Genomic DNA, 16,590 nt, shown 5'->3' on the forward strand with positions numbered 1-16,590 from the left:
ATCACGGCTCGATGGCGGTTGCATCCTGCGGCGAAGACAATGGCGGCAATTCCACGGTGGAAAGATGCGGCGCGGGCCCCCGATCGCCGACCGGCGGCGGCGCTGCGGCGATCTTTTCGATCACGCGGAACGCAAAAACCATGGCCGCGATGCCAAACGCGACCGCGCCGAGCGCCTGGCCGAGAATCACCCCGTTCGCGCCCATTAAATCGCTGCCGATCCAGACCAGGGGAATGGTTCCGACGGTGGCGCGCCCCCAATTGAAGAATGTGGAGAGCAGCGGGGCGCCGAGATTATTGAACGCCGCATTCGCCACGAACAATCCGCCGAGGAAAATGAAGCTGCCGGCGGTCACGAGGCAGAAGAAGGCCACGATCTGCTGACCCTCCGGCGTCAAGCCGAATACCGAGGCGATGGAATTGCGCAGCAGGGCCAGCAGCACCCACACGGCGCACACATAGAGCAGCGTCAGGATCAGGCTGTCGCGGAGCGTCGTGCGCAGGCGGTCGAACAGCCCGGCGCCGAAATTCTGCCCGAAGATCGGCCCGACCGCTCCGGTCAGCGCGAACAGCGGGCCGAAGGCCACGGGAATCACCCGCCCGATCACCGCGAACGCCGCCACAGCGCCATCGCCGAACGGGGCGAGCTTGGCGGTGACATAGGCATTGCCCACCGGCGTCGCGACATTGGTGAGGATGGCGGGAATGGCGATCGCCGAGATCGGCCCGGCATGGCGATGCCACATGGCAAGCGTCGGTCGGCGAAACAGATTGTGCCTGCGGTGGCACGCGTGCAGCCCGTAGAGGGTCATGAACAGGCGCGACACCACGGAAACAATCGCCGCCCCATCCACGCCCAGGCCCAGGGCGAGAATGAGAACAGGGTCCAGCACGGCCGTCAGCAGGCCGCCCCCGAGCGTCACCCACATGGCCCGTCCGGCATCGCCGGTGGCTCGCAGGAGGCCAGATGTAACCATGCCGATGCCCAGCAGCGGCGTCGACAGGGTGACCACGACGAGGAAGCGGTCGGCGATGTCGAGCGTGCGCCCATGGGCGCCGAGCAGCGACAGCAGCGGCCGGATGAGCGGCAGCGAGATCGCGGTCAGGACCACGCACACCAGCACCATGTAGAGAACCGCGATGGTGGCGAGCGCGCGGGCATCCTCCCGGTTGTCCGCGCCAAGCGCGCGCGACACCACGGCCGAGCCTGCGATCATGATGCCGAGCGCCACCGAGGTGGTGAAGAACAGCATCGTCCCGGCATAGCCGATGGCGGCAGCCAGTTCCGCCTCGCCGAGCAGCGAGATGTAGAACAGGTTCAGCAGATCCACGAGGAACACGGCGACCAGGCCGATCGACCCCGTGGCGGCCATCACCGCCACGTGGCGCATGATGGACCCCTGGAGGAATTTCGCTGGCGCTGCGCTCATGCGGTCCGTTGGGCTCGTTCGGGCTGTGGTGGACGGAGGCTGCACGCGGGCGAATCGCACCCGCCTGCGAACGGCACGACGCCCGTTCTAGGGTGTTTTCCAGCGCGGCGGAAATCGGTTCCCCTGCTGAAAGCGCGGCTGGCTCATGAGATGGAGCGTTTGCCCGCGGCCATGCCACGGGGAAACGCTTCAGGTCAGGCGGCGCGATCTTGCGCCAAGACTTGGCCGAGACGGCGCGCGGTCCAGCACGCAGCCTTCAGCCCGACGCATCCGCTATCCCAAGCCCAACCGTCAGCCGGAGAATTCGGTTTCGTGGGCGAGCACGTCCTGCGCCTCGGGATTGAGCGGCTTGGCGGGCTTGTTGGGATCGGTGAGGGGTTCGGGCTCCACCTTCTGGCCCGCCAGTTCGATGCCGGCGTAAAGCCCTTCCTGGACCTGAAGCTCGAGCCGCTGGCGGTCGCGCGCCCGCACATCGGCGACCAAAGCTGCGACGGTCTCCTGGTCGACGCCCAGCGCCTCCAGCGTCCGCCCGCCGAACGCAAACGCGGATTCCAGCGTCTCGCGCATTTCATAAGCGACCGATTTGCGCAGCAGCGCCACGGCGTGGACACGGTCGAACGCGCGCACGTGCAGGCGGGCATTGGGCATGTTGGCCTGCACGATATCGACGATGCGGTCGGCCGCCTCGCGGTCGTCCACGCACACGGCGATGACTTCCGCCTGGTCGGCGCCCGCCGCCCGCAGCACGTCGAGCCGGGTGCCGTCGCCATAATAGATATGGACACCGAAGCGCCCGGCGCTCTGGATCATCTCCACGTCATTGTCGATGATGGTGACGCCCACGCCTTCCGCCAGCAGGCATTGCGAGACGATCTGCCCGAAGCGGCCGAAGCCGATCACCAGCACGCGCCCGTTGGCGTCGGTGAAATCGTCCGGTTCCGGCTCCGGCTCGGCATGGCGAAGCCGGGGCAGCAGGCGGCCGATGCCGGCGAACACGAGCGGCCCGATCATCATGGTCAGCGCGGCGGTGGCGGTGAGAAGCTCCGCCTGCTCGCGATTGAGAATGCCGTTGGCGAGTGCCAGAGGAAATAGCACGAACGCGAATTCGCCTGCCGGCATCAGCACCGCTCCCGCGCGCAGCGCGTCGGCGTCGGTGCGATGGTCGGTGCGATAGAGCAGGAAAACGACCAAAAACTTGATCGCGGTTATCATCAGCGCGGCGAGCACCACGGGGAGGATGTGCGGCAGCAGGACCGTGAGGTCCAAGGACATGCCCACGCCCATGAAGAACACTGCCAGCAGCAGGCCGCGGAAGGCGTCGATATTGGCTTCCAGCTCATGGCGGAAAGTGCTTTCCGACAAGAGCAGGCCGGCCAGGAACGCGCCGAGGGCCATGGACAGCCCCACGGTCGCCATCAGGCCGGCCGCGCCGAGCACCACCAGCAGCGCCGCCGCCGTCATCGCCTCGCGCGCGCCGGAACGGGCCAGCAGGCGGAACAGCGGGTTGAGCAGGAACCGGCCGGACACCACGATCACGCTCACCGCCGCAAGCGCCGCCGCCGCCTTCAGCAGGGTCGCCGTCGCATCGGTTCCAAGATCGCTCTCGCCCGGCGCCAGCAGCGGTACCAAAGCGAGCAGCGGCACGATGGCGATATCCTGGAACAGCAGGATCGAGAACGCGCGCTGGCCGTAGCCGGAGGACAGATCGTTATGTTCGCCCAGTAATTGCAGGGCGATCGAGGTCGCCGACATGGCCAGCGCCATGCCGGTGATGATGGCGCCGGCAACGCCGAAGCCCAGCAGCCAAGCCACAAGGGCGATCACCATGCCGGTGATCAGCAATTGCGCGGTGCCAAGGCCGAAAATATAGCGCCCCATGGACAGCAGGCGCGAGGGCTGAAGCTCAAGCCCGATGAGGAACAGCAGCAGCACCACGCCGAGTTCGGCGACGGCGATCACCGTGGTCGGATCGGCGACATTGAAGCCCGCCGGGCCGATGGCGATGCCGGCCGCCAGATAGCCGACCACGGGCGAGAGACCCAGCCGCCGCGCCACCGGCACGGCCACCACGGCCGCCACCAGGAAGGCGAGGGCGCTGATGAACAGGGTGTGGTCGTCTCCGTGCATCCGCCATGCCTTCTGCCAAGCTCGCGCCGGCCGCTCTTGTGCAGAGCAACAATGGCCAAACCATGCCGTTTGGGCCATCCGTCATTAAAGGCGGGCCAGCTTCGGGCACCAAGAGAATTGTGACACTGCGCAGGCGCTTGCGGTGGCCTGTTGCGTTACGGCAACGGGCCTATTTGAGCGCGTCGAATCCCGGGCCGAATCCGTTCAGGCCGAGCGGAATGCCGATGCCCTCTTCCGGGGTCTGGAAAATGATGAAGGTCGCCTGCTTGCCCTGGCGCAGCTTGCTCACCAGAGCATCATCCATCACCACTTCGGCGACGCAGCCATTGGGCAGGCAGCGCACGAAGCCCGCGCGACCCACGTCGGTATCGTCGATCTTCAGGCCGAGGCCGGAGGGAATCAGCACGCCGAGGGGCGCCAGCACGCGCAGCAGGCGGCTCTTCTGGTCGGCGGTCTTCAGGATGATGACAGTGAGGCCAACGTTCGGCCGGTCGTCCGCCTGGACGCTCTGCAGCAGCACGCACTGCTCGCTTTGCGCGCCCGGAGGGGTGTCGCACCGAATCTGCCAGTCGCCATAAACCTGCTTCACAACCCCCTGCGCCGCCGCCGGCGCCGAAAGGCCGAGCAGCGCGCAAAACCCGAACGCCGCGAGGAAGAGGGCGCAGAACACCTTGCCGGGCAGCACCATGCGAGCGCCATCAAGGCGCCGATCCGTGCGGGCGAGGCCCCGCGACAACATGAACTCCATGGGCACCGGCTCCGAAAACTGGCGGCGATCCAAAACGGGCCGCGACTGTCAAATGCGGGCGTAGCGTGCCGCCCGTGCGTTTTGGCTTAAAAGGCTGACCGTCCATGTCAAGAATGCGGCGGCGCTTTGCGGAATAAAACGGAGAATTGATGGAGAAGGGCAGGGCCAAGGGCCGCCGGCCCGCTCCGGTGGGCGCGAATGGCCCATGTCCGGCTTCCGGGCGGGCGGACATCCGGTCGTGGAATTCTTTTGCCGGCACGTTGGCGAAGGGGGGAGTCCGACCTTGTGTCGCATCGTGCGCCTGTGCGCCGCAATTGCGGGGTCCGGTGATTTGTGTTTGATTTAAGTCAAGAATGCGCCGGCCAACCGGGCGTGCTTACGGCGTTCGCCAACTACCGATCACCGCTGCGCTTGCGGTAGCGACGGCGCCGCGCAGGGAGAGCAGATTACCATGATTTCGTTCATTCGCACCGGTGCTCTCGCCGTGGCCGCGATGGTCGCCGCGATTTCGCTGAGCTCGGCTGCGTGGGCCGGTATGGGCCAGCCGTCCGATTGGCAGATCGGCCTCCAGGATGCCGCGACGCCGGTGATGGCCAGCATCCATTCGTTCAATAATTTCGTGCTCGCCATCATCGTCGCCATCGTGCTGTTCGTGATGGTGCTGCTGGCGATCGTGATGGTCCGCTTTAACGAGCGGGCAAATCCGGTTCCCTCCAAGACCTCCCACAACACGCTGATCGAGGTCATCTGGACCGTCGCCCCGGTGATGATCCTGGTCGCGATCGCGATCCCCTCGTTCCGCCTGCTCCATCTGGAGCTGAACATTCCGCCGGCGGACATGACCGTGAAGGTCACGGGCCACCAGTGGTACTGGTCCTATGAATATCCCGATAACGGCGGGTTCGGCTTCGATTCGCTGATGATCCCGGAAAAGGACCTGAAGGCCGGTCAGCCGCGCCTCCTGGCGGTGGACAATGAAGTGATCGTGCCGGTCAACAAGACCGTGCGCATCCAGGTGACCGCCGCCGACGTGATTCATTCCTTCGCGGTACCCTCCTTCGGCGTGAAGATCGACGCCTTGCCGGGACGCCTGAACGAATCCTGGTTCAAGGCCACCAAGGAAGGCGTTTATTACGGCCAGTGCTCGGAATTGTGCGGCCGCGACCATGCCTTCATGCCGATCGCGGTGCGGGTGGTGAGCCAGGCCGAATTCGATGCCTGGATCGCCCAGGCCAAGCAGAAGTTCTCGGCGGCGCCCGCGTCCATCCAAACGGTGCAAGCGCCGGCCACTGGCACGCTTGTGCTCGCGGATGCGGCCAACTGAGGCGTTCGCCGCGGACGCATTGGGCACCTGGCCGGGGCCAGCCGAAAGAAAACCGCGCGAGTGGCCCTGGTGCCGCCTCGCGCACGAAATCGAAGGGTCCGCGTGCGGACCAGACACGACCCGACGCTTAAAGATAAGACGGCAACGTCAAGAGATTGAGGACTAGACTCATGGCCACCGAGGCTATCGCGCACGACGCGGCACATGCCGAGCACAATCCCACGGGATGGAAGCGGTGGGTGTTCTCGACGAATAACAAGGACATCGGCATCATGTACCTGATCTTCGCCATCGTGGCGGGGATCGTGGGCGGCGCCTTGTCCATTGGAATCCGTATGGAACTGATGGAGCCGGGCCTCCAATATTTCAAGAATCCGCAGACCTTCAACGTGTTCACCACCGGCCACGGCCTCATCATGATCTTCTTCATGGTGATGCCCGCGCTGATCGGCGGCTTTGGCAATTACTTCATTCCGCTGATGATCGGCGCGCCGGACACGGCCTTCCCGCGCATCAACAACATCGCGTTCTGGCTGATGCCCCCGGCTTTCGGACTGGCAATTATTTCCCTGTTCGTCGAGGGTGCCGCGGGCTCCAATGGCTTCGGCGGCGGCTGGACGATCTATCCCCCACTGTCCTCCAAGCTCGGCCATCCCGGCCCGGCCATGGACCTGCTGATCTTCGCGCTGCATCTCGCCGGCGCGTCCTCGATCCTCGGGGCGATCAACCTCATCACCACCATTTTCAACATGCGCGCTCCGGGCATGACGCTGCATAAGATGCCGCTGTTCGCCTGGGCCCAGCTCATCACCGCCTTCCTGCTGCTGCTGTCCCTCCCGGTGCTCGCCGGCGCCATCACCATGCTGCTGACGGACCGCAATTTCGGCACCACCTTCTTCGATCCGGCCGGCGGCGGCGATCCGATCCTGTTCCAGCATCTGTTCTGGTTCTTCGGCCACCCGGAAGTGTACATCCTGATCCTGCCGGGCTTCGGCATCGTCTCCCACATCGTCTCGACCTTCTCGCGCAAGCCGGTGTTCGGCTATCTCGGCATGGCCTACGCCATGGTGGCGATCGGCGTGGTCGGCTTCGTGGTGTGGGCGCACCACATGTACACGGTGGGCCTCTCCGCCTCGACGCAGTCCTATTTCGTCGCGGCGACCATGATCATCGCCATCCCGACGGGCGTGAAGATCTTCTCCTGGATCGCCACCATGTGGGGCGGCTCGGTGCAGTTCCGAACCCCCATGCTGTGGGCGATCGGCTTTATCTTCCTGTTCACGGTGGGCGGCGTGACCGGCGTCGTGCTTTCGAACGCCGGCATCGACCGCTCGCTGCATGACACCTATTATGTGGTCGCCCACTTCCACTACGTGCTGTCGCTCGGCGCGGTGTTCGCCATCTTCGCCGGCTGGTATTATTGGTTCCCGAAGATGAGCGGCTACATGATCCCGGAATTCTGGGGCAAGCTGCACTTCTGGGTCACGTTCGTGGGTGTGAACCTGGTGTTCTTCCCGCAGCATTTCCTTGGCCTCGCCGGCATGCCGCGCCGCTATGTGGACTATCCCGATGCGTTCGCGCACTGGAACTACGTGTCCTCCATCGGCTCCTACATCTCCGGCTTCGCCGTGCTGATCTTCCTGACCGGCATCGTGGTTGCCTTCCGCCGCAAGGAACTGGCCGGCCCCAATCCCTGGGGTCCCGGTGCGACCACCCTGGAATGGACGCTCACGTCTCCGCCGCCGTTCCATCAGTTCGAAGTTCTGCCGCGCATCAAGTGAGCGTCGGCGTTTCCCTCGGGGCGAACCGGCGCGGTGTCCCGCGCCGGTTCCGTTTCGAGACAAGGGGTGGGTGAGCTGAGGTCCGGGCAAGACGACTCTAGTTTCGATGCGTTGACCGCGCGGACGAACAATGGCCCGGTGTTCATCTCAGCGGTGTCCGCCGTCTTCCCGGCGGCGACCTGCCCGGCGGTAGCTAACGGGCCATATGGTGCCGCACGGCCGGCTTAGTTGGCGCGTATGAAGGGGCAACGCCACGGGGCGGGCTCCGAGCAAGATCAGTATGACAGGACGAGTGCGCATGAGTGACGTGAGCGTGAGCTTGAACCAGACGACGGGCGGTGGCGAAGCGGGCCTCGGCCTCGCCTCGCCGCGCGATTACCTGTCGCTTCTGAAGCCGCGCGTCATGTCGCTGGTGATCTTCACCGCTTTGGTTGGCCTCGTCCGGGCACCGGACCATGTGCACCCGGTCATCGCCTTCACCGCGCTCCTGTGCATCGCGGTGGGCGCGGGCGCGGCCGGCGCTCTGAACATGTGGTGGGATGCCGATATCGACGCCGTCATGTCGCGCACCAAGAACCGTCCCATTCCCGGTGGCCGCGTGACGCCGCAGGAAGCCCTGGCCTTCGGCCTGACACTCTCGGCCTTTTCGGTCGTGGTGCTGGGCCTGCTGGTGAATATCCTGGCCGGTGCGTTGCTGGCCTTCACCATCTTCTTCTATGTGGTGATCTACACCATGTGGCTGAAGCGCTCGACGCCGCAGAACATCGTGATCGGCGGCGCGGCCGGCGCGTTTCCCCCCATGGTGGCCTGGGCGGCCGCGTCCGGCTCCGTGGGTTTTGAAAGCCTGCTGCTGGTCGCCATCATCTTCTTCTGGACACCGCCGCACTTCTGGGCGCTCGCGCTCTATCGCGCCGATGATTACGCCCGTGCCGGTGTGCCCATGCTGCCGGTGACGGCGGGGCCCGACGAGACGCGCCGGCAGATCCTGCTCTACACGCTGTTCCTGGTGCCTCTTGCTGTGTCGCCGGTCGTGCTGGGCTATGCCGGTTATGGCTATGGCGCGGTGGCCGCTGTTCTGGGCGCGGGCATGCTCTGGCTCGCCGTGAAAGTCTATCGCGTGCGCGAAGGCGCGGCGGCGGTGAAGGCGAGCAAACAATTGTTCGGCTTCTCCATTCTCTATCTGTTTTTGCTCTTCGCCTCGCTTTTGGTCGAAGCGCTGGTGGGAGTGTGATGCGTGGTGGATGAGAAGGAAAAGCGCACGCCCGAGGGTGAGGGCATCGTGCTGACCGATGAGCAGAAGCGGCGGCGCCGGGCGCGCTCGGTGGCCATCGCTTCGGTGCTGGGTTTCCTGGTGATCCTTTTCTACGTGGTCACCATCGTGAAGATGGGTCCGGCCGTGTTGAACCGGCCGCTGTGAGGATGGAATGAGCACAGCTGCGCAGCCCCCCTTGCCCGAACCGGGCTCCGCTGCCCCGAAGCGGCGCCGCCTCCGGCACACGCCGGTGGCCTTGGCCTGCCTTGCGTTCGCGGTCGGCATGGTGGGCGCTGCTTATGCGGTCGTTCCTTTCTACGCGATGTTCTGCTCGCTCACCGGTTTCGGCGGGGCGACGCGGGTGGGCACGGCCGTGCCAGACAAGGTGCTCGACCGCACCATCCAGGTACGCTTCGATTCCAATATCGCGCCCGGCCTGCCCTGGGAATTCAAGCCGGAACAGGCGGATGTGAATGTGCGCGTGGGCGAGACCAAGATGGTCTATTACCTCGCCCGCAATCTCTCGTCGGCTGAGACCTATGGCAACGCGACCTATAACGTCACGCCGGCCCCCGCGGGCGCCTATTTCGTGAAGATGCAGTGCTTCTGCTTTTCCGAACAGACCATGCAGGGCAATGAAAAGGCGGATATGCCGGTGGTGTTTTTCATCGATCCCGCCATCGCGGACGATCCGGAATTCAACAATGTGAAGACCATCACATTGTCTTACACCTTCTTCCCGGCGCCCAAGCCTGCGGCGCCGGTGGCGCGCGCGCCCGAGCCGGCCGGCGAGAGTTCCAAAAAGGCTCTGTGAGCCTGCGCCCGGCCGGTGGCAGCGGGGCGGACACGTGATGAAGCCCGGCAGGCCGGGCGGTTGGTTGGTGGGGCTGGACACAACCGTCGCATTGCGGCGGGGCGGCAGGTCCTGGTAGAATTTTAATGCTGGAAGGGGAGGCCGCTTCAAATGGCCGAGGGACACGTGAAGCAGCACGATTATCACATGGTGGAGCCGAGCCCGTGGCCCATCGTGGGCTCGATCTCGGCCTTCATCCTCACCGGGGGCGCGGTGGTGTGGATGCACGGCGGCACGGCCATCCCCATGGGGATCGGCTTCCTTGGCGTGCTTTACACCATGTTCGGCTGGTGGCGGGACATGATCCGCGAGGGCCATCTGGGCTTCCATACCCCGGTGGTGCAGATCGGCCTGCGCTACGGCATGATCCTGTTCATCGCGTCCGAAGTCATGTTCTTCGTCGCCTGGTTCTGGGCCTATTTCGACGCGGCCCTGTTCTCCGGCGAGGTGATCAATTATTCGCGCTTCGAGGTGACCGGCGGCGTGTGGCCGCCCCATGGCATCGAATCGCTTGATCCCTGGCACCTACCGCTGCTCAACACGCTGCTGCTGCTCACCTCCGGCACCACGGTCACCTGGGCGCATCATGCGCTGCTGGAAAATGACCGCCAGGGCCTGAAGTGGGGCCTGCTGCTCACGGTCGTGCTGGGCGTGCTGTTCACGACCTGCCAGGCGTTCGAATATCTGCACGTGCATTTCGGCTTCTCGGGCAATATTTATGGTGCCACCTTCTTCATGGCGACCGGGTTCCATGGCTTCCACGTGATCGTGGGCACCATCTTCCTCCTGGTGTGCCTGCTGCGTGCGGTCGCCGGCGATTTCACCCCGCAGAAGCATTTCGGCTTCGAGGCGGCTGCCTGGTACTGGCATTTCGTTGACGTGGTGTGGCTGTTCCTGTTCGCCTTCATCTATGTCTGGGGCGCCGGCACGTCCGCCCATTGAGGTTTGCAGGGCCCCACGGGTTTCTCAGGAATCGGCGGGGCGGCGCGAGCCGCCCCGTTTTGTTTGGCGCACGGCCGCGGCCGCGGAACGGGGATATCCATGGAACCCTATTACAGCCCTGTCTCGCCCATCGTCGCGGGCCTGTCCTGCCGGTGTCCGCGCTGCGGCAAGGGGAAATTGTTCAAGGGGTTTCTCCAGCTCGCTCCTGAATGCGACGCCTGCGGCCTCGATTATTCCTTCATCGATGCCGGGGACGGGCCAGCGGTGTTCGTCATCCTCATCGGCGGGTTCCTGGTGGTCGCACTCGCCTTCTGGGTGGAGGTCACGTTCGAACCGCCCCTCTGGGTGCACGCCTTGCTGTGGATTCCTGGCATCTTGATCGTCACCCTTGGACTGCTTCGCCCGTTCAAGGGCGTGCTCGTGGCCATGCAATATGCAAACCGGGCGTCCGAAGGGCGACTGGAGCAGCGCGACGGCGAATGAGCGGGTCGCTGCGTCGCGGGCTGCTGCTGCCCACCCTGGCCACCTTCGTCGCGTTCGCCACGCTGCTCGCCCTCGGCACTTGGCAGCTGGAGCGGCTGAGCTGGAAGAATGGCCTCGTCGCCCAGGTCGAGGCGCGCGCGGCGCAGCCGCCGCAACCCGTGCTGCCCGCGTCCCAATGGCCGAGCGTGACACGCGAAGTGGACGAATATCAGCCGGTGCGGGCCACCGGCACGTTCGATCACAGCAAGGAGACCTTGATCTATACGGTCCTGTCCGACCCGAAAGGGCCGTTCAAGGGGCCCGGATTCCAGGTGTTGACGCCGCTGATGCTGCCCGACGGATCGGCGATCCTGGTCAATCGCGGCTTCGTTCCGGAAGATCGCCGCGCGCCGGACAGCCGCCGGGACGGGCAGATCCAGGGGCCGGTGACTGTCACCGGCCTGCTGCGCATGCCCGAGGAGGCGAGCTGGTTCGTGCCCGCGAACGATCCCGCCCATAATGCCTGGTTCCGGCGCGATCCGGGCGAGATCGCCGCCGCGCGCGGGCTGGCCAAGGTGGCGCCCTTCATCATCGACGCAGACGCCAGCGCCAATCCCGGCGGCCTGCCCCAGGGCGGCGAGACCCGGCTGACCTTCCCCAACCGGCACCTCGAATATGCGCTGACCTGGTACGGCCTCGCCGTGACGCTCGCCGGGGTCTATGTGGCGTTCGTCATTTCGCGGCGTCGCGGGCTGCTGTGACCGCGCCTCAGGATCGGTAATAGCGGCGCGGGCGCTCGCCCTCGCGCATGTAGCCGACGAAGCCCGCGACCCCCACGCCTTGCGCAAGAAGGGCGGGCAGCAGGGCCGCGAGATCGCCCACGGTCAGGCCGTCGGGCGCCAGAAGGTCGCGGATGGCGAACTGGCTAAAGGCGGTCACGATCAGCCACACCACCAGCGCGACCGGGGTAAGGGCGCGCGTGCGCGCGGAGCGCCGCACCGTCAAAATCACGAAACCGATCGCCCAGACGAACAGCACGACCTGCGGAAACAGGCCGAACCGCAGCATCTGCGAGGAGGCGCCGGGCGCGGACAGCGAATCCGCGATCGCCGACCAGGCCGCCTGCGGCCCGAGTACCGAGATCAGCGTGAAGATGCCGGCGAGCGGCACCGCCGTGATGCCGCACGCACACCAGAAGATGATCGCCAGGAGGCCGGAGAGCCGGGGCGCATCGTCATTATCGTGCCGGATCGGGCGGATGGAAGGGAGGCGGGGCATCGGGTGTCCTTCAGCGGAAGCGGTCGCGCCAGGCGGCCTGGGCACCGGGATAAGGCAAGGTGGTGGCCTCGAATATGGCACGCCCGACGGCGCGTGCGAGCACGCAGGCGGCTGTCGCGCCAAGCTCGGCCTCCGCGTGGCGGATCGGGTCGAGTTCCTTGCGCCCGGTCGCCAGGGCGAACACGCAATCGCCGTCGAGTTGCGTGTGTACCGGAAACAGCGACAGAGCCAAGCCATCCTGCGCCATCACGGCAAAGGAGCGCGCCTGCGCGCGGGTGAGAACGGCATCGGTGGCGACCACCGCGATGGTGGTGTTGGCGCGCGGCGTGGCGCCCTTCATGGTGAGGGGCGAGGCGTCGTCCGGCCAATGCTGCGGCATGCCGCACCCGCCGAATTCGCCATCGCGCTCGAACGGCGCCGCGCGCAGATGGGGTCCGCCGCCGATGAGCGGACTGCCCACGGCATTCACCGCCACAAGGGCGCCCACCACGTGACCGCCCGGTGTCATGGCGGAAGCCGAGCCGAGCCCGCCCTTGACATGGGCCGTAGTCGCGCCGGTGCCGGCGCCGACCGTACCGAGGGCAAAGCTGCCGGCGCGCGCCGCGGCCGCCGCGTCATAGCCGAGGGCGGCATAGGGCGAATGGCGGCCCCAGGCCTTGTCGCCGCCATTGAGGAGATCGAACAGGATCGCGCCGGGAACGATGGGCACCCGCACGGAGCCCACGGGATGCCCACGCCCCTGTTCGGCAAGCCAGGACATGATCCCCGAGCCCGCGTCGAGGCCAAAGGCCGAGCCGCCGGAGAGGAACAGGGCATCCACGTGCTGCACGCTGGCGCCGGGCGCGAGGAGATCGGTTTCGCGCGTGCCGGGGCTGCCGCCGCGCACGTCCACGGCGGCGATGGTCGGCACGTCGCACAGTACCGCCGTCACGCCCGATCCAAGCCTGAGGTCGGTTGCGTGGCCAATTTGGAGGCCCGGCACATCGGTGAGGAGGTTGAGCATGTCACGTCCGGACCAGCGGGCTACCGTGCCTAAGCTCTTAGAGCAGGTCCGGCCCCCGCGTCCACACTTGCCACGCGAGGACCACGCCGCGCGCGCCTGCGGCAAACCGGCAGATCACATGGCGGGGAGGGGAGGGGCGCGCCCTCTTGTGCGGTGGCGCCGTTCCGGCCCATGACATGCGGCGAAAGCTCCGCCGGCTTGAGACAGTGGCGGGGTCCGGTTTCGCGTACGAAGGGTGCAACCCTCCCATGGCCGATGTCACGCTGCCTGCCGCCTTTGCCGCGGGCCTTGCGAGCTTCCTGTCCCCCTGTGTCCTGCCCCTGGTGCCGCCTTATTTGTGCTTCCTCGGCGGCGCGACCCTGGAAGACCTCTCCAAGGCGGAACCGTTGCAGCAGGTGGGGCGCCGCGCGATTTTCGGCGCGCTGCTGTTCGTGAGCGGCTTTACCGTGGTGTTCGTCGCATTGGGGGCCGGCGCCTCGGCGGTGGGTGAGGTGCTACGTGCGCACCAGGAGGTTCTGTCCATCATCGCCGGCGTCGCGATCATCGTGATGGGGCTGAATTTTCTCGGCGTGTTCAAGATTCATCTGCTCTCGCGCACCGCCCGGCCGCATGTGAACGAACCCACCGGTCTGTGGGGCGCGTTCGTGATGGGCCTCGCCTTTGCCTTCGGCTGGACGCCCTGCCTCGGCCCGGTGCTGGGCGCGATCCTTGCGGTCGCCGGGTCGGAGGCGACGGTCGCGAAGGGGGCGGGCCTGCTTGCGATCTATTCTGCCGGTCTCGGCGTGCCGTTCCTGCTCGCGGCGGTGGCGGTGCGGCCGTTCCTGGACGGCCTGCGCCACATGCGCCGCCTGCTGCCGGTGATGGAAAAGGTGATGGGGGCGATGCTGGTGCTCACCGGCATCGCCTTCATGTCGGGCTGGATCGCCAGCGTCTCTTATTGGCTGATCGAGACGTTCCCGGCGCTTTCCACCATCGGCTGAACCGCTCAGGTGAGCGGCGTCATGACCGCGTCGCGATAGGCCGGCCGGTCCTTCAGGCGTGCGTACCAGGCTTCCAGATGGGGCATCGGCTGGCGGGCGATGGGCATTTCGAACCAGGCATAGACGAAGCAGCCAAGCGGAATATCGCCCATGGCGAACCCGTCGCCCGACAGATAGGGATGGTGCGCGAGCGCGGCGTCCACCCGCGCCAGCAAATCGGTGCAGGCGGCAAGGCCTTTTTCCACCGCGCCCATGTCGCGTTGCTCCGGACCGAGCCGGACGATGTTCCAGAACACATCGCGGAACGGCCCGGCAAACGAGGTGGAGGCCCAATCCATCCATTTGTCGCCGATGGCGCGGACCGCCGGATCTTCCGGCCACAGCGTGCCGGCTCCGTGACGGGCGGAAAGATAACGCACCACGGCATTGGATTCCCACAACACCAGGCCTTGGTCCTCGATGCAGGGGACAAGGCCGTTGGGGTTCAGAGCGCGATAGTCCGGTTCGTTCACGATGCCGAACGGGCCGCCTGCGTTCGCGTGCTCGTACGGCAGGTTCAATTCGCGCGCGGCCCACACCACCTTTTTCACATTGGTGGAGTTGAGGCGTCCCCAGATTTTCAGCATGGCGTGTCCTCTTGTCAGTGCAGCGGCGTCTGATACGCGGTGCGCTATTAAAAAAGCCCGCGCCGAAGCGCGGGCCTTTCATGGGCTGGCCGCGGCGCGGTCAGATTTCGCTATAGGCGCCGTCTTTCCAGATATAGACGACATAATCCTTCTTGGTGATGTCGCCCTTCTTGTCGAAGGAAAGCGGGCCAAGCACCGTCTGGAAGGTCGCGCCGGAATGCATGTAGTCGGCGAGCTTCTTCGGGTCGGTGGACTTGGTCGCCTCGGCCGCCTGCTTGATGATCTGCACGGCGGCGTAGGAGTACAGCACATATCCTTCCGGATCGACGCCCTTTGCCTTGAAGCGGTCCACAACCTCCTTGGCGGCCGGGTTCTTGCGCGGATCGGGGCCGAAGGTCATCAGCGTGCCGGCGGCGCCGGGCCCGGCGATGGACCAGAATTCCTTGTCCGTGATGCCGTCGCCGGAGAACAGGACGCTCTTCAGGCCCTGGTCGCGCATCTGACGCACGATCAGGCCGGCTTCGGGATGCAGGCCGCCGAAATAGACCAGGTCCACGCCCGCCGCCTTCAGCTTCGACACCAGCGCGGAATAATCCTTCTCGCCCGGATTGATGCCCTCATAGAGCACTTCCTTGACGCCGCCTTTGTTCATGGCCTTCTGGGTTTCGTCGGCAAGTCCCTTCCCGTAGGGGGTCTTGTCGTGGACGATGGCGACCTTCTTGTCCTTGAAATTGGCGACGATGTAGTCGCCGGCAACCGCGCCCTGCTGGTCGTCGCGGCCGCAGGTGCGGAACGTGTTCCACATCTTGCGTTCGGTGAATTGCGGGTTCGTCGAGGCCGGGCTGATCTGGAGAACGCCGGATTCCTCGTAATCGGTCGAGGTCGGGATCGAGACGCCGGAATTGAAGTGGCCGACCACGTATTTCACGCCGTCGGAGATGAACTTGTTCGCCGCCGACTTGCCCTGCTCTGGCTTGGAGGCATCGTCGCCGATCGAGAGTTCGATCTTCTGGCCATTGATCCCGCCGGCGGCATTGATATCCGTCACCGCCTGTTCGACGCCGGTCTTGATCTGCGCGCCGAAGGCGGCGTTCGGGCCGGTCATCGGACCGCCCGCGCCCATTTTGAGAGGCGTCTGCGCATAGGCGATGGTTCCGGCCGCCGCAAGGGCGAGGCCGGCACCGACCGCGAGGCCGGCAAGTAACAGCTTCCTCATCCTGTTCTCCTCTGGTTATACCGGGCGCCGAAAACCTTCACCGCGCCGGCAGAGCGTGCGTCCGGCAGCCATTGTGCCGGTTTCCCGTTCCCTGTCGACACGCCAAATGGATCACGCCGTTTCATCCGTGCCGGCCTTGTTGCGCCAGGAAAGCGGGCCGGCGGATTCGTAGAGCCAATCGTAGCGCGCGGTCATCTGCTGCTTGCGCACCGATCGGAAGCCGAGCGTGGCGATGGCGAACAGCAGCACCGCTTCCACGAGATAATAGTCGAGCGCGAATAGCGTCCCCTTGAACAAAGCGAAATGGCAGAAGCGCACCGCCGCCGTCAGCAGCAGGGAATAAGCAAGAACCAGGGGAAACGGCTTCCACCCCTTCGCCACCGCGCGCCCCGTGAGCCAGGCCGCGCCGCCGCCGAGAAACAGCGTCACCAGCATGAAATCGCCCGTGGAGACTTCCACCACCGCGCTCGGCCGCACGATGAAGAGCGCCAGCATGCCCGCCAGCGCCAGCACCGGCAGCAGGATCATGGGCGAGGAGGGACGGCCGGGATGGGGCAGGTTCGCCATGG

General features: G+C 65.7%; 17 protein-coding genes. 9 read left to right on the top strand and 8 right to left on the bottom strand.

Annotated elements, in window-relative coordinates:
• Nucleotide 1: 1 nt before the first annotated feature.
• From V5G24_RS10800 to V5G24_RS10810, 3 genes are all read right to left on the bottom strand, one after another.
• Nucleotides 2-1,429, bottom strand: coding sequence for an MATE family efflux transporter (locus V5G24_RS10800; protein WP_394082825.1), 1,428 nt, complete (start codon nucleotides 1,427-1,429; stop codon nucleotides 2-4).
• Between the two features lie 291 nt (nucleotides 1,430-1,720).
• A complete protein-coding gene (locus V5G24_RS10805; RefSeq protein ID WP_394082823.1) occupies nucleotides 1,721-3,556 on the bottom strand; it encodes a monovalent cation:proton antiporter-2 (CPA2) family protein in 1,836 nt (611 codons plus the stop codon).
• Nucleotides 3,557-3,725: 169 nt separating this feature from the next.
• A complete protein-coding gene (locus V5G24_RS10810; protein ID WP_394082822.1) occupies nucleotides 3,726-4,304 on the bottom strand; it encodes an invasion associated locus B family protein in 579 nt (192 codons plus the stop codon).
• A 493-nt stretch (nucleotides 4,305-4,797) separates the two neighbouring features.
• On the opposite strand from V5G24_RS10810, the gene coxB reads away from it, so the two are divergent.
• From coxB to V5G24_RS10850, 8 genes are all read left to right on the top strand, one after another.
• Nucleotides 4,798-5,628 (top strand): cytochrome c oxidase subunit II, encoded by an 831-nt coding sequence (coxB, locus tag V5G24_RS10815; protein ID WP_394083092.1) that lies wholly within the window; start codon nucleotides 4,798-4,800, stop codon nucleotides 5,626-5,628.
• Between the two features lie 170 nt (nucleotides 5,629-5,798).
• Nucleotides 5,799-7,409, top strand: a complete 1,611-nt coding sequence (gene ctaD, locus V5G24_RS10820) for a cytochrome c oxidase subunit I (protein ID WP_394082820.1) — start codon at nucleotides 5,799-5,801, stop codon at nucleotides 7,407-7,409.
• A gap of 298 nt (nucleotides 7,410-7,707) precedes the next feature.
• Nucleotides 7,708-8,640, top strand: coding sequence for a heme o synthase (gene cyoE / locus V5G24_RS10825; protein WP_394082818.1), 933 nt, complete (start codon nucleotides 7,708-7,710; stop codon nucleotides 8,638-8,640).
• A gap of 3 nt (nucleotides 8,641-8,643) precedes the next feature.
• Nucleotides 8,644-8,826: a cytochrome c oxidase system small membrane protein gene (locus tag V5G24_RS10830; protein WP_394082816.1), complete on the top strand. Its 183-nt coding sequence runs from the start codon at nucleotides 8,644-8,646 to the stop codon at nucleotides 8,824-8,826.
• A 31-nt stretch (nucleotides 8,827-8,857) separates the two neighbouring features.
• Nucleotides 8,858-9,475: a cytochrome c oxidase assembly protein gene (locus V5G24_RS10835; RefSeq protein WP_394083090.1), complete on the top strand. Its 618-nt coding sequence runs from the start codon at nucleotides 8,858-8,860 to the stop codon at nucleotides 9,473-9,475.
• 150 nt (nucleotides 9,476-9,625) lie between these two features.
• Nucleotides 9,626-10,456, top strand: a complete 831-nt coding sequence (locus V5G24_RS10840) for a cytochrome c oxidase subunit 3 (RefSeq protein ID WP_394082814.1) — start codon at nucleotides 9,626-9,628, stop codon at nucleotides 10,454-10,456.
• Nucleotides 10,457-10,555: 99 nt separating this feature from the next.
• Nucleotides 10,556-10,939, top strand: a complete 384-nt coding sequence (locus tag V5G24_RS10845; protein ID WP_394071719.1) for a DUF983 domain-containing protein — start codon at nucleotides 10,556-10,558, stop codon at nucleotides 10,937-10,939.
• Entirely contained in the window at nucleotides 10,936-11,679 is a 744-nt protein-coding gene (locus V5G24_RS10850; protein ID WP_394082812.1) for an SURF1 family protein, read from the top strand. The genes V5G24_RS10845 and V5G24_RS10850 overlap by 4 nt, the downstream gene beginning before the upstream one ends.
• Nucleotides 11,680-11,686: 7 nt before the next feature.
• Here V5G24_RS10850 and V5G24_RS10855 read toward each other — a convergent pair whose 3' ends face one another.
• Nucleotides 11,687-12,196 carry a hypothetical protein gene (locus V5G24_RS10855; RefSeq protein WP_394082810.1) on the bottom strand — a complete coding sequence of 170 codons (510 nt, stop codon included), beginning with the start codon at nucleotides 12,194-12,196 and terminating at the stop codon, nucleotides 11,687-11,689.
• A gap of 10 nt (nucleotides 12,197-12,206) precedes the next feature.
• Nucleotides 12,207-13,199, bottom strand: coding sequence for a P1 family peptidase (locus V5G24_RS10860; protein WP_394082808.1), 993 nt, complete (start codon nucleotides 13,197-13,199; stop codon nucleotides 12,207-12,209).
• 248 nt (nucleotides 13,200-13,447) lie between these two features.
• On the opposite strand from V5G24_RS10860, the gene V5G24_RS10865 reads away from it, so the two are divergent.
• Nucleotides 13,448-14,179: a cytochrome c biogenesis CcdA family protein gene (locus V5G24_RS10865; protein ID WP_394082806.1), complete on the top strand. Its 732-nt coding sequence runs from the start codon at nucleotides 13,448-13,450 to the stop codon at nucleotides 14,177-14,179.
• A gap of 5 nt (nucleotides 14,180-14,184) precedes the next feature.
• Here V5G24_RS10865 and V5G24_RS10870 read toward each other — a convergent pair whose 3' ends face one another.
• The 3 genes from V5G24_RS10870 to V5G24_RS10880 form a co-directional block, all read right to left on the bottom strand.
• On the bottom strand, nucleotides 14,185-14,805 hold the full coding sequence (locus V5G24_RS10870; protein WP_394082804.1) for a glutathione S-transferase family protein: 621 nt from the start codon (nucleotides 14,803-14,805) through the stop codon (nucleotides 14,185-14,187).
• 100 nt (nucleotides 14,806-14,905) lie between these two features.
• Entirely contained in the window at nucleotides 14,906-16,021 is a 1,116-nt protein-coding gene (locus tag V5G24_RS10875; protein WP_394082802.1) for a branched-chain amino acid ABC transporter substrate-binding protein, read from the bottom strand.
• 111 nt (nucleotides 16,022-16,132) lie between these two features.
• Nucleotides 16,133-16,588: a DUF6867 family protein gene (locus V5G24_RS10880; protein ID WP_394082800.1), complete on the bottom strand. Its 456-nt coding sequence runs from the start codon at nucleotides 16,586-16,588 to the stop codon at nucleotides 16,133-16,135.
• Nucleotides 16,589-16,590 lie beyond the last annotated feature (2 nt).

The organism is Roseixanthobacter finlandensis (assembly GCF_043195105.2).
In the GTDB taxonomy this organism is placed as follows: domain Bacteria; phylum Pseudomonadota; class Alphaproteobacteria; order Rhizobiales; family Xanthobacteraceae; genus NCEH01.

Bases quoted from the DNA above. Each gene is read 5' to 3' on its own strand.
- V5G24_RS10860 (WP_394082808.1), bottom strand. From the start codon at position 13,199: ATGCTCAACCTCCTCACCGATGTGCCGGGCCTCCAAATTGGCCACGCA.
- coxB (WP_394083092.1), top strand. From the start codon at position 4,798: ATGGTCGCCGCGATTTCGCTGAGCTCGGCTGCGTGGGCCGGTATGGGC.
- ctaD (WP_394082820.1), top strand. From the start codon at position 5,799: ATGGCCACCGAGGCTATCGCGCACGACGCGGCACATGCCGAGCACAAT.
- V5G24_RS10840 (WP_394082814.1), top strand. From the start codon at position 9,626: ATGGCCGAGGGACACGTGAAGCAGCACGATTATCACATGGTGGAGCCG.
- V5G24_RS10865 (WP_394082806.1), top strand. From the start codon at position 13,448: ATGGCCGATGTCACGCTGCCTGCCGCCTTTGCCGCGGGCCTTGCGAGC.
- cyoE (WP_394082818.1), top strand. From the start codon at position 7,708: ATGAGTGACGTGAGCGTGAGCTTGAACCAGACGACGGGCGGTGGCGAA.
- V5G24_RS10845 (WP_394071719.1), top strand. From the start codon at position 10,556: ATGGAACCCTATTACAGCCCTGTCTCGCCCATCGTCGCGGGCCTGTCC.
- V5G24_RS10810 (WP_394082822.1), bottom strand. From the start codon at position 4,304: ATGGAGTTCATGTTGTCGCGGGGCCTCGCCCGCACGGATCGGCGCCTT.
- V5G24_RS10875 (WP_394082802.1), bottom strand. From the start codon at position 16,021: ATGAGGAAGCTGTTACTTGCCGGCCTCGCGGTCGGTGCCGGCCTCGCC.
- V5G24_RS10800 (WP_394082825.1), bottom strand. From the start codon at position 1,429: ATGAGCGCAGCGCCAGCGAAATTCCTCCAGGGGTCCATCATGCGCCAC.
- V5G24_RS10855 (WP_394082810.1), bottom strand. From the start codon at position 12,196: ATGCCCCGCCTCCCTTCCATCCGCCCGATCCGGCACGATAATGACGAT.
- V5G24_RS10880 (WP_394082800.1), bottom strand. From the start codon at position 16,588: ATGGCGAACCTGCCCCATCCCGGCCGTCCCTCCTCGCCCATGATCCTG.
- V5G24_RS10870 (WP_394082804.1), bottom strand. From the start codon at position 14,805: ATGCTGAAAATCTGGGGACGCCTCAACTCCACCAATGTGAAAAAGGTG.
- V5G24_RS10805 (WP_394082823.1), bottom strand. From the start codon at position 3,556: ATGCACGGAGACGACCACACCCTGTTCATCAGCGCCCTCGCCTTCCTG.
- V5G24_RS10850 (WP_394082812.1), top strand. From the start codon at position 10,936: ATGAGCGGGTCGCTGCGTCGCGGGCTGCTGCTGCCCACCCTGGCCACC.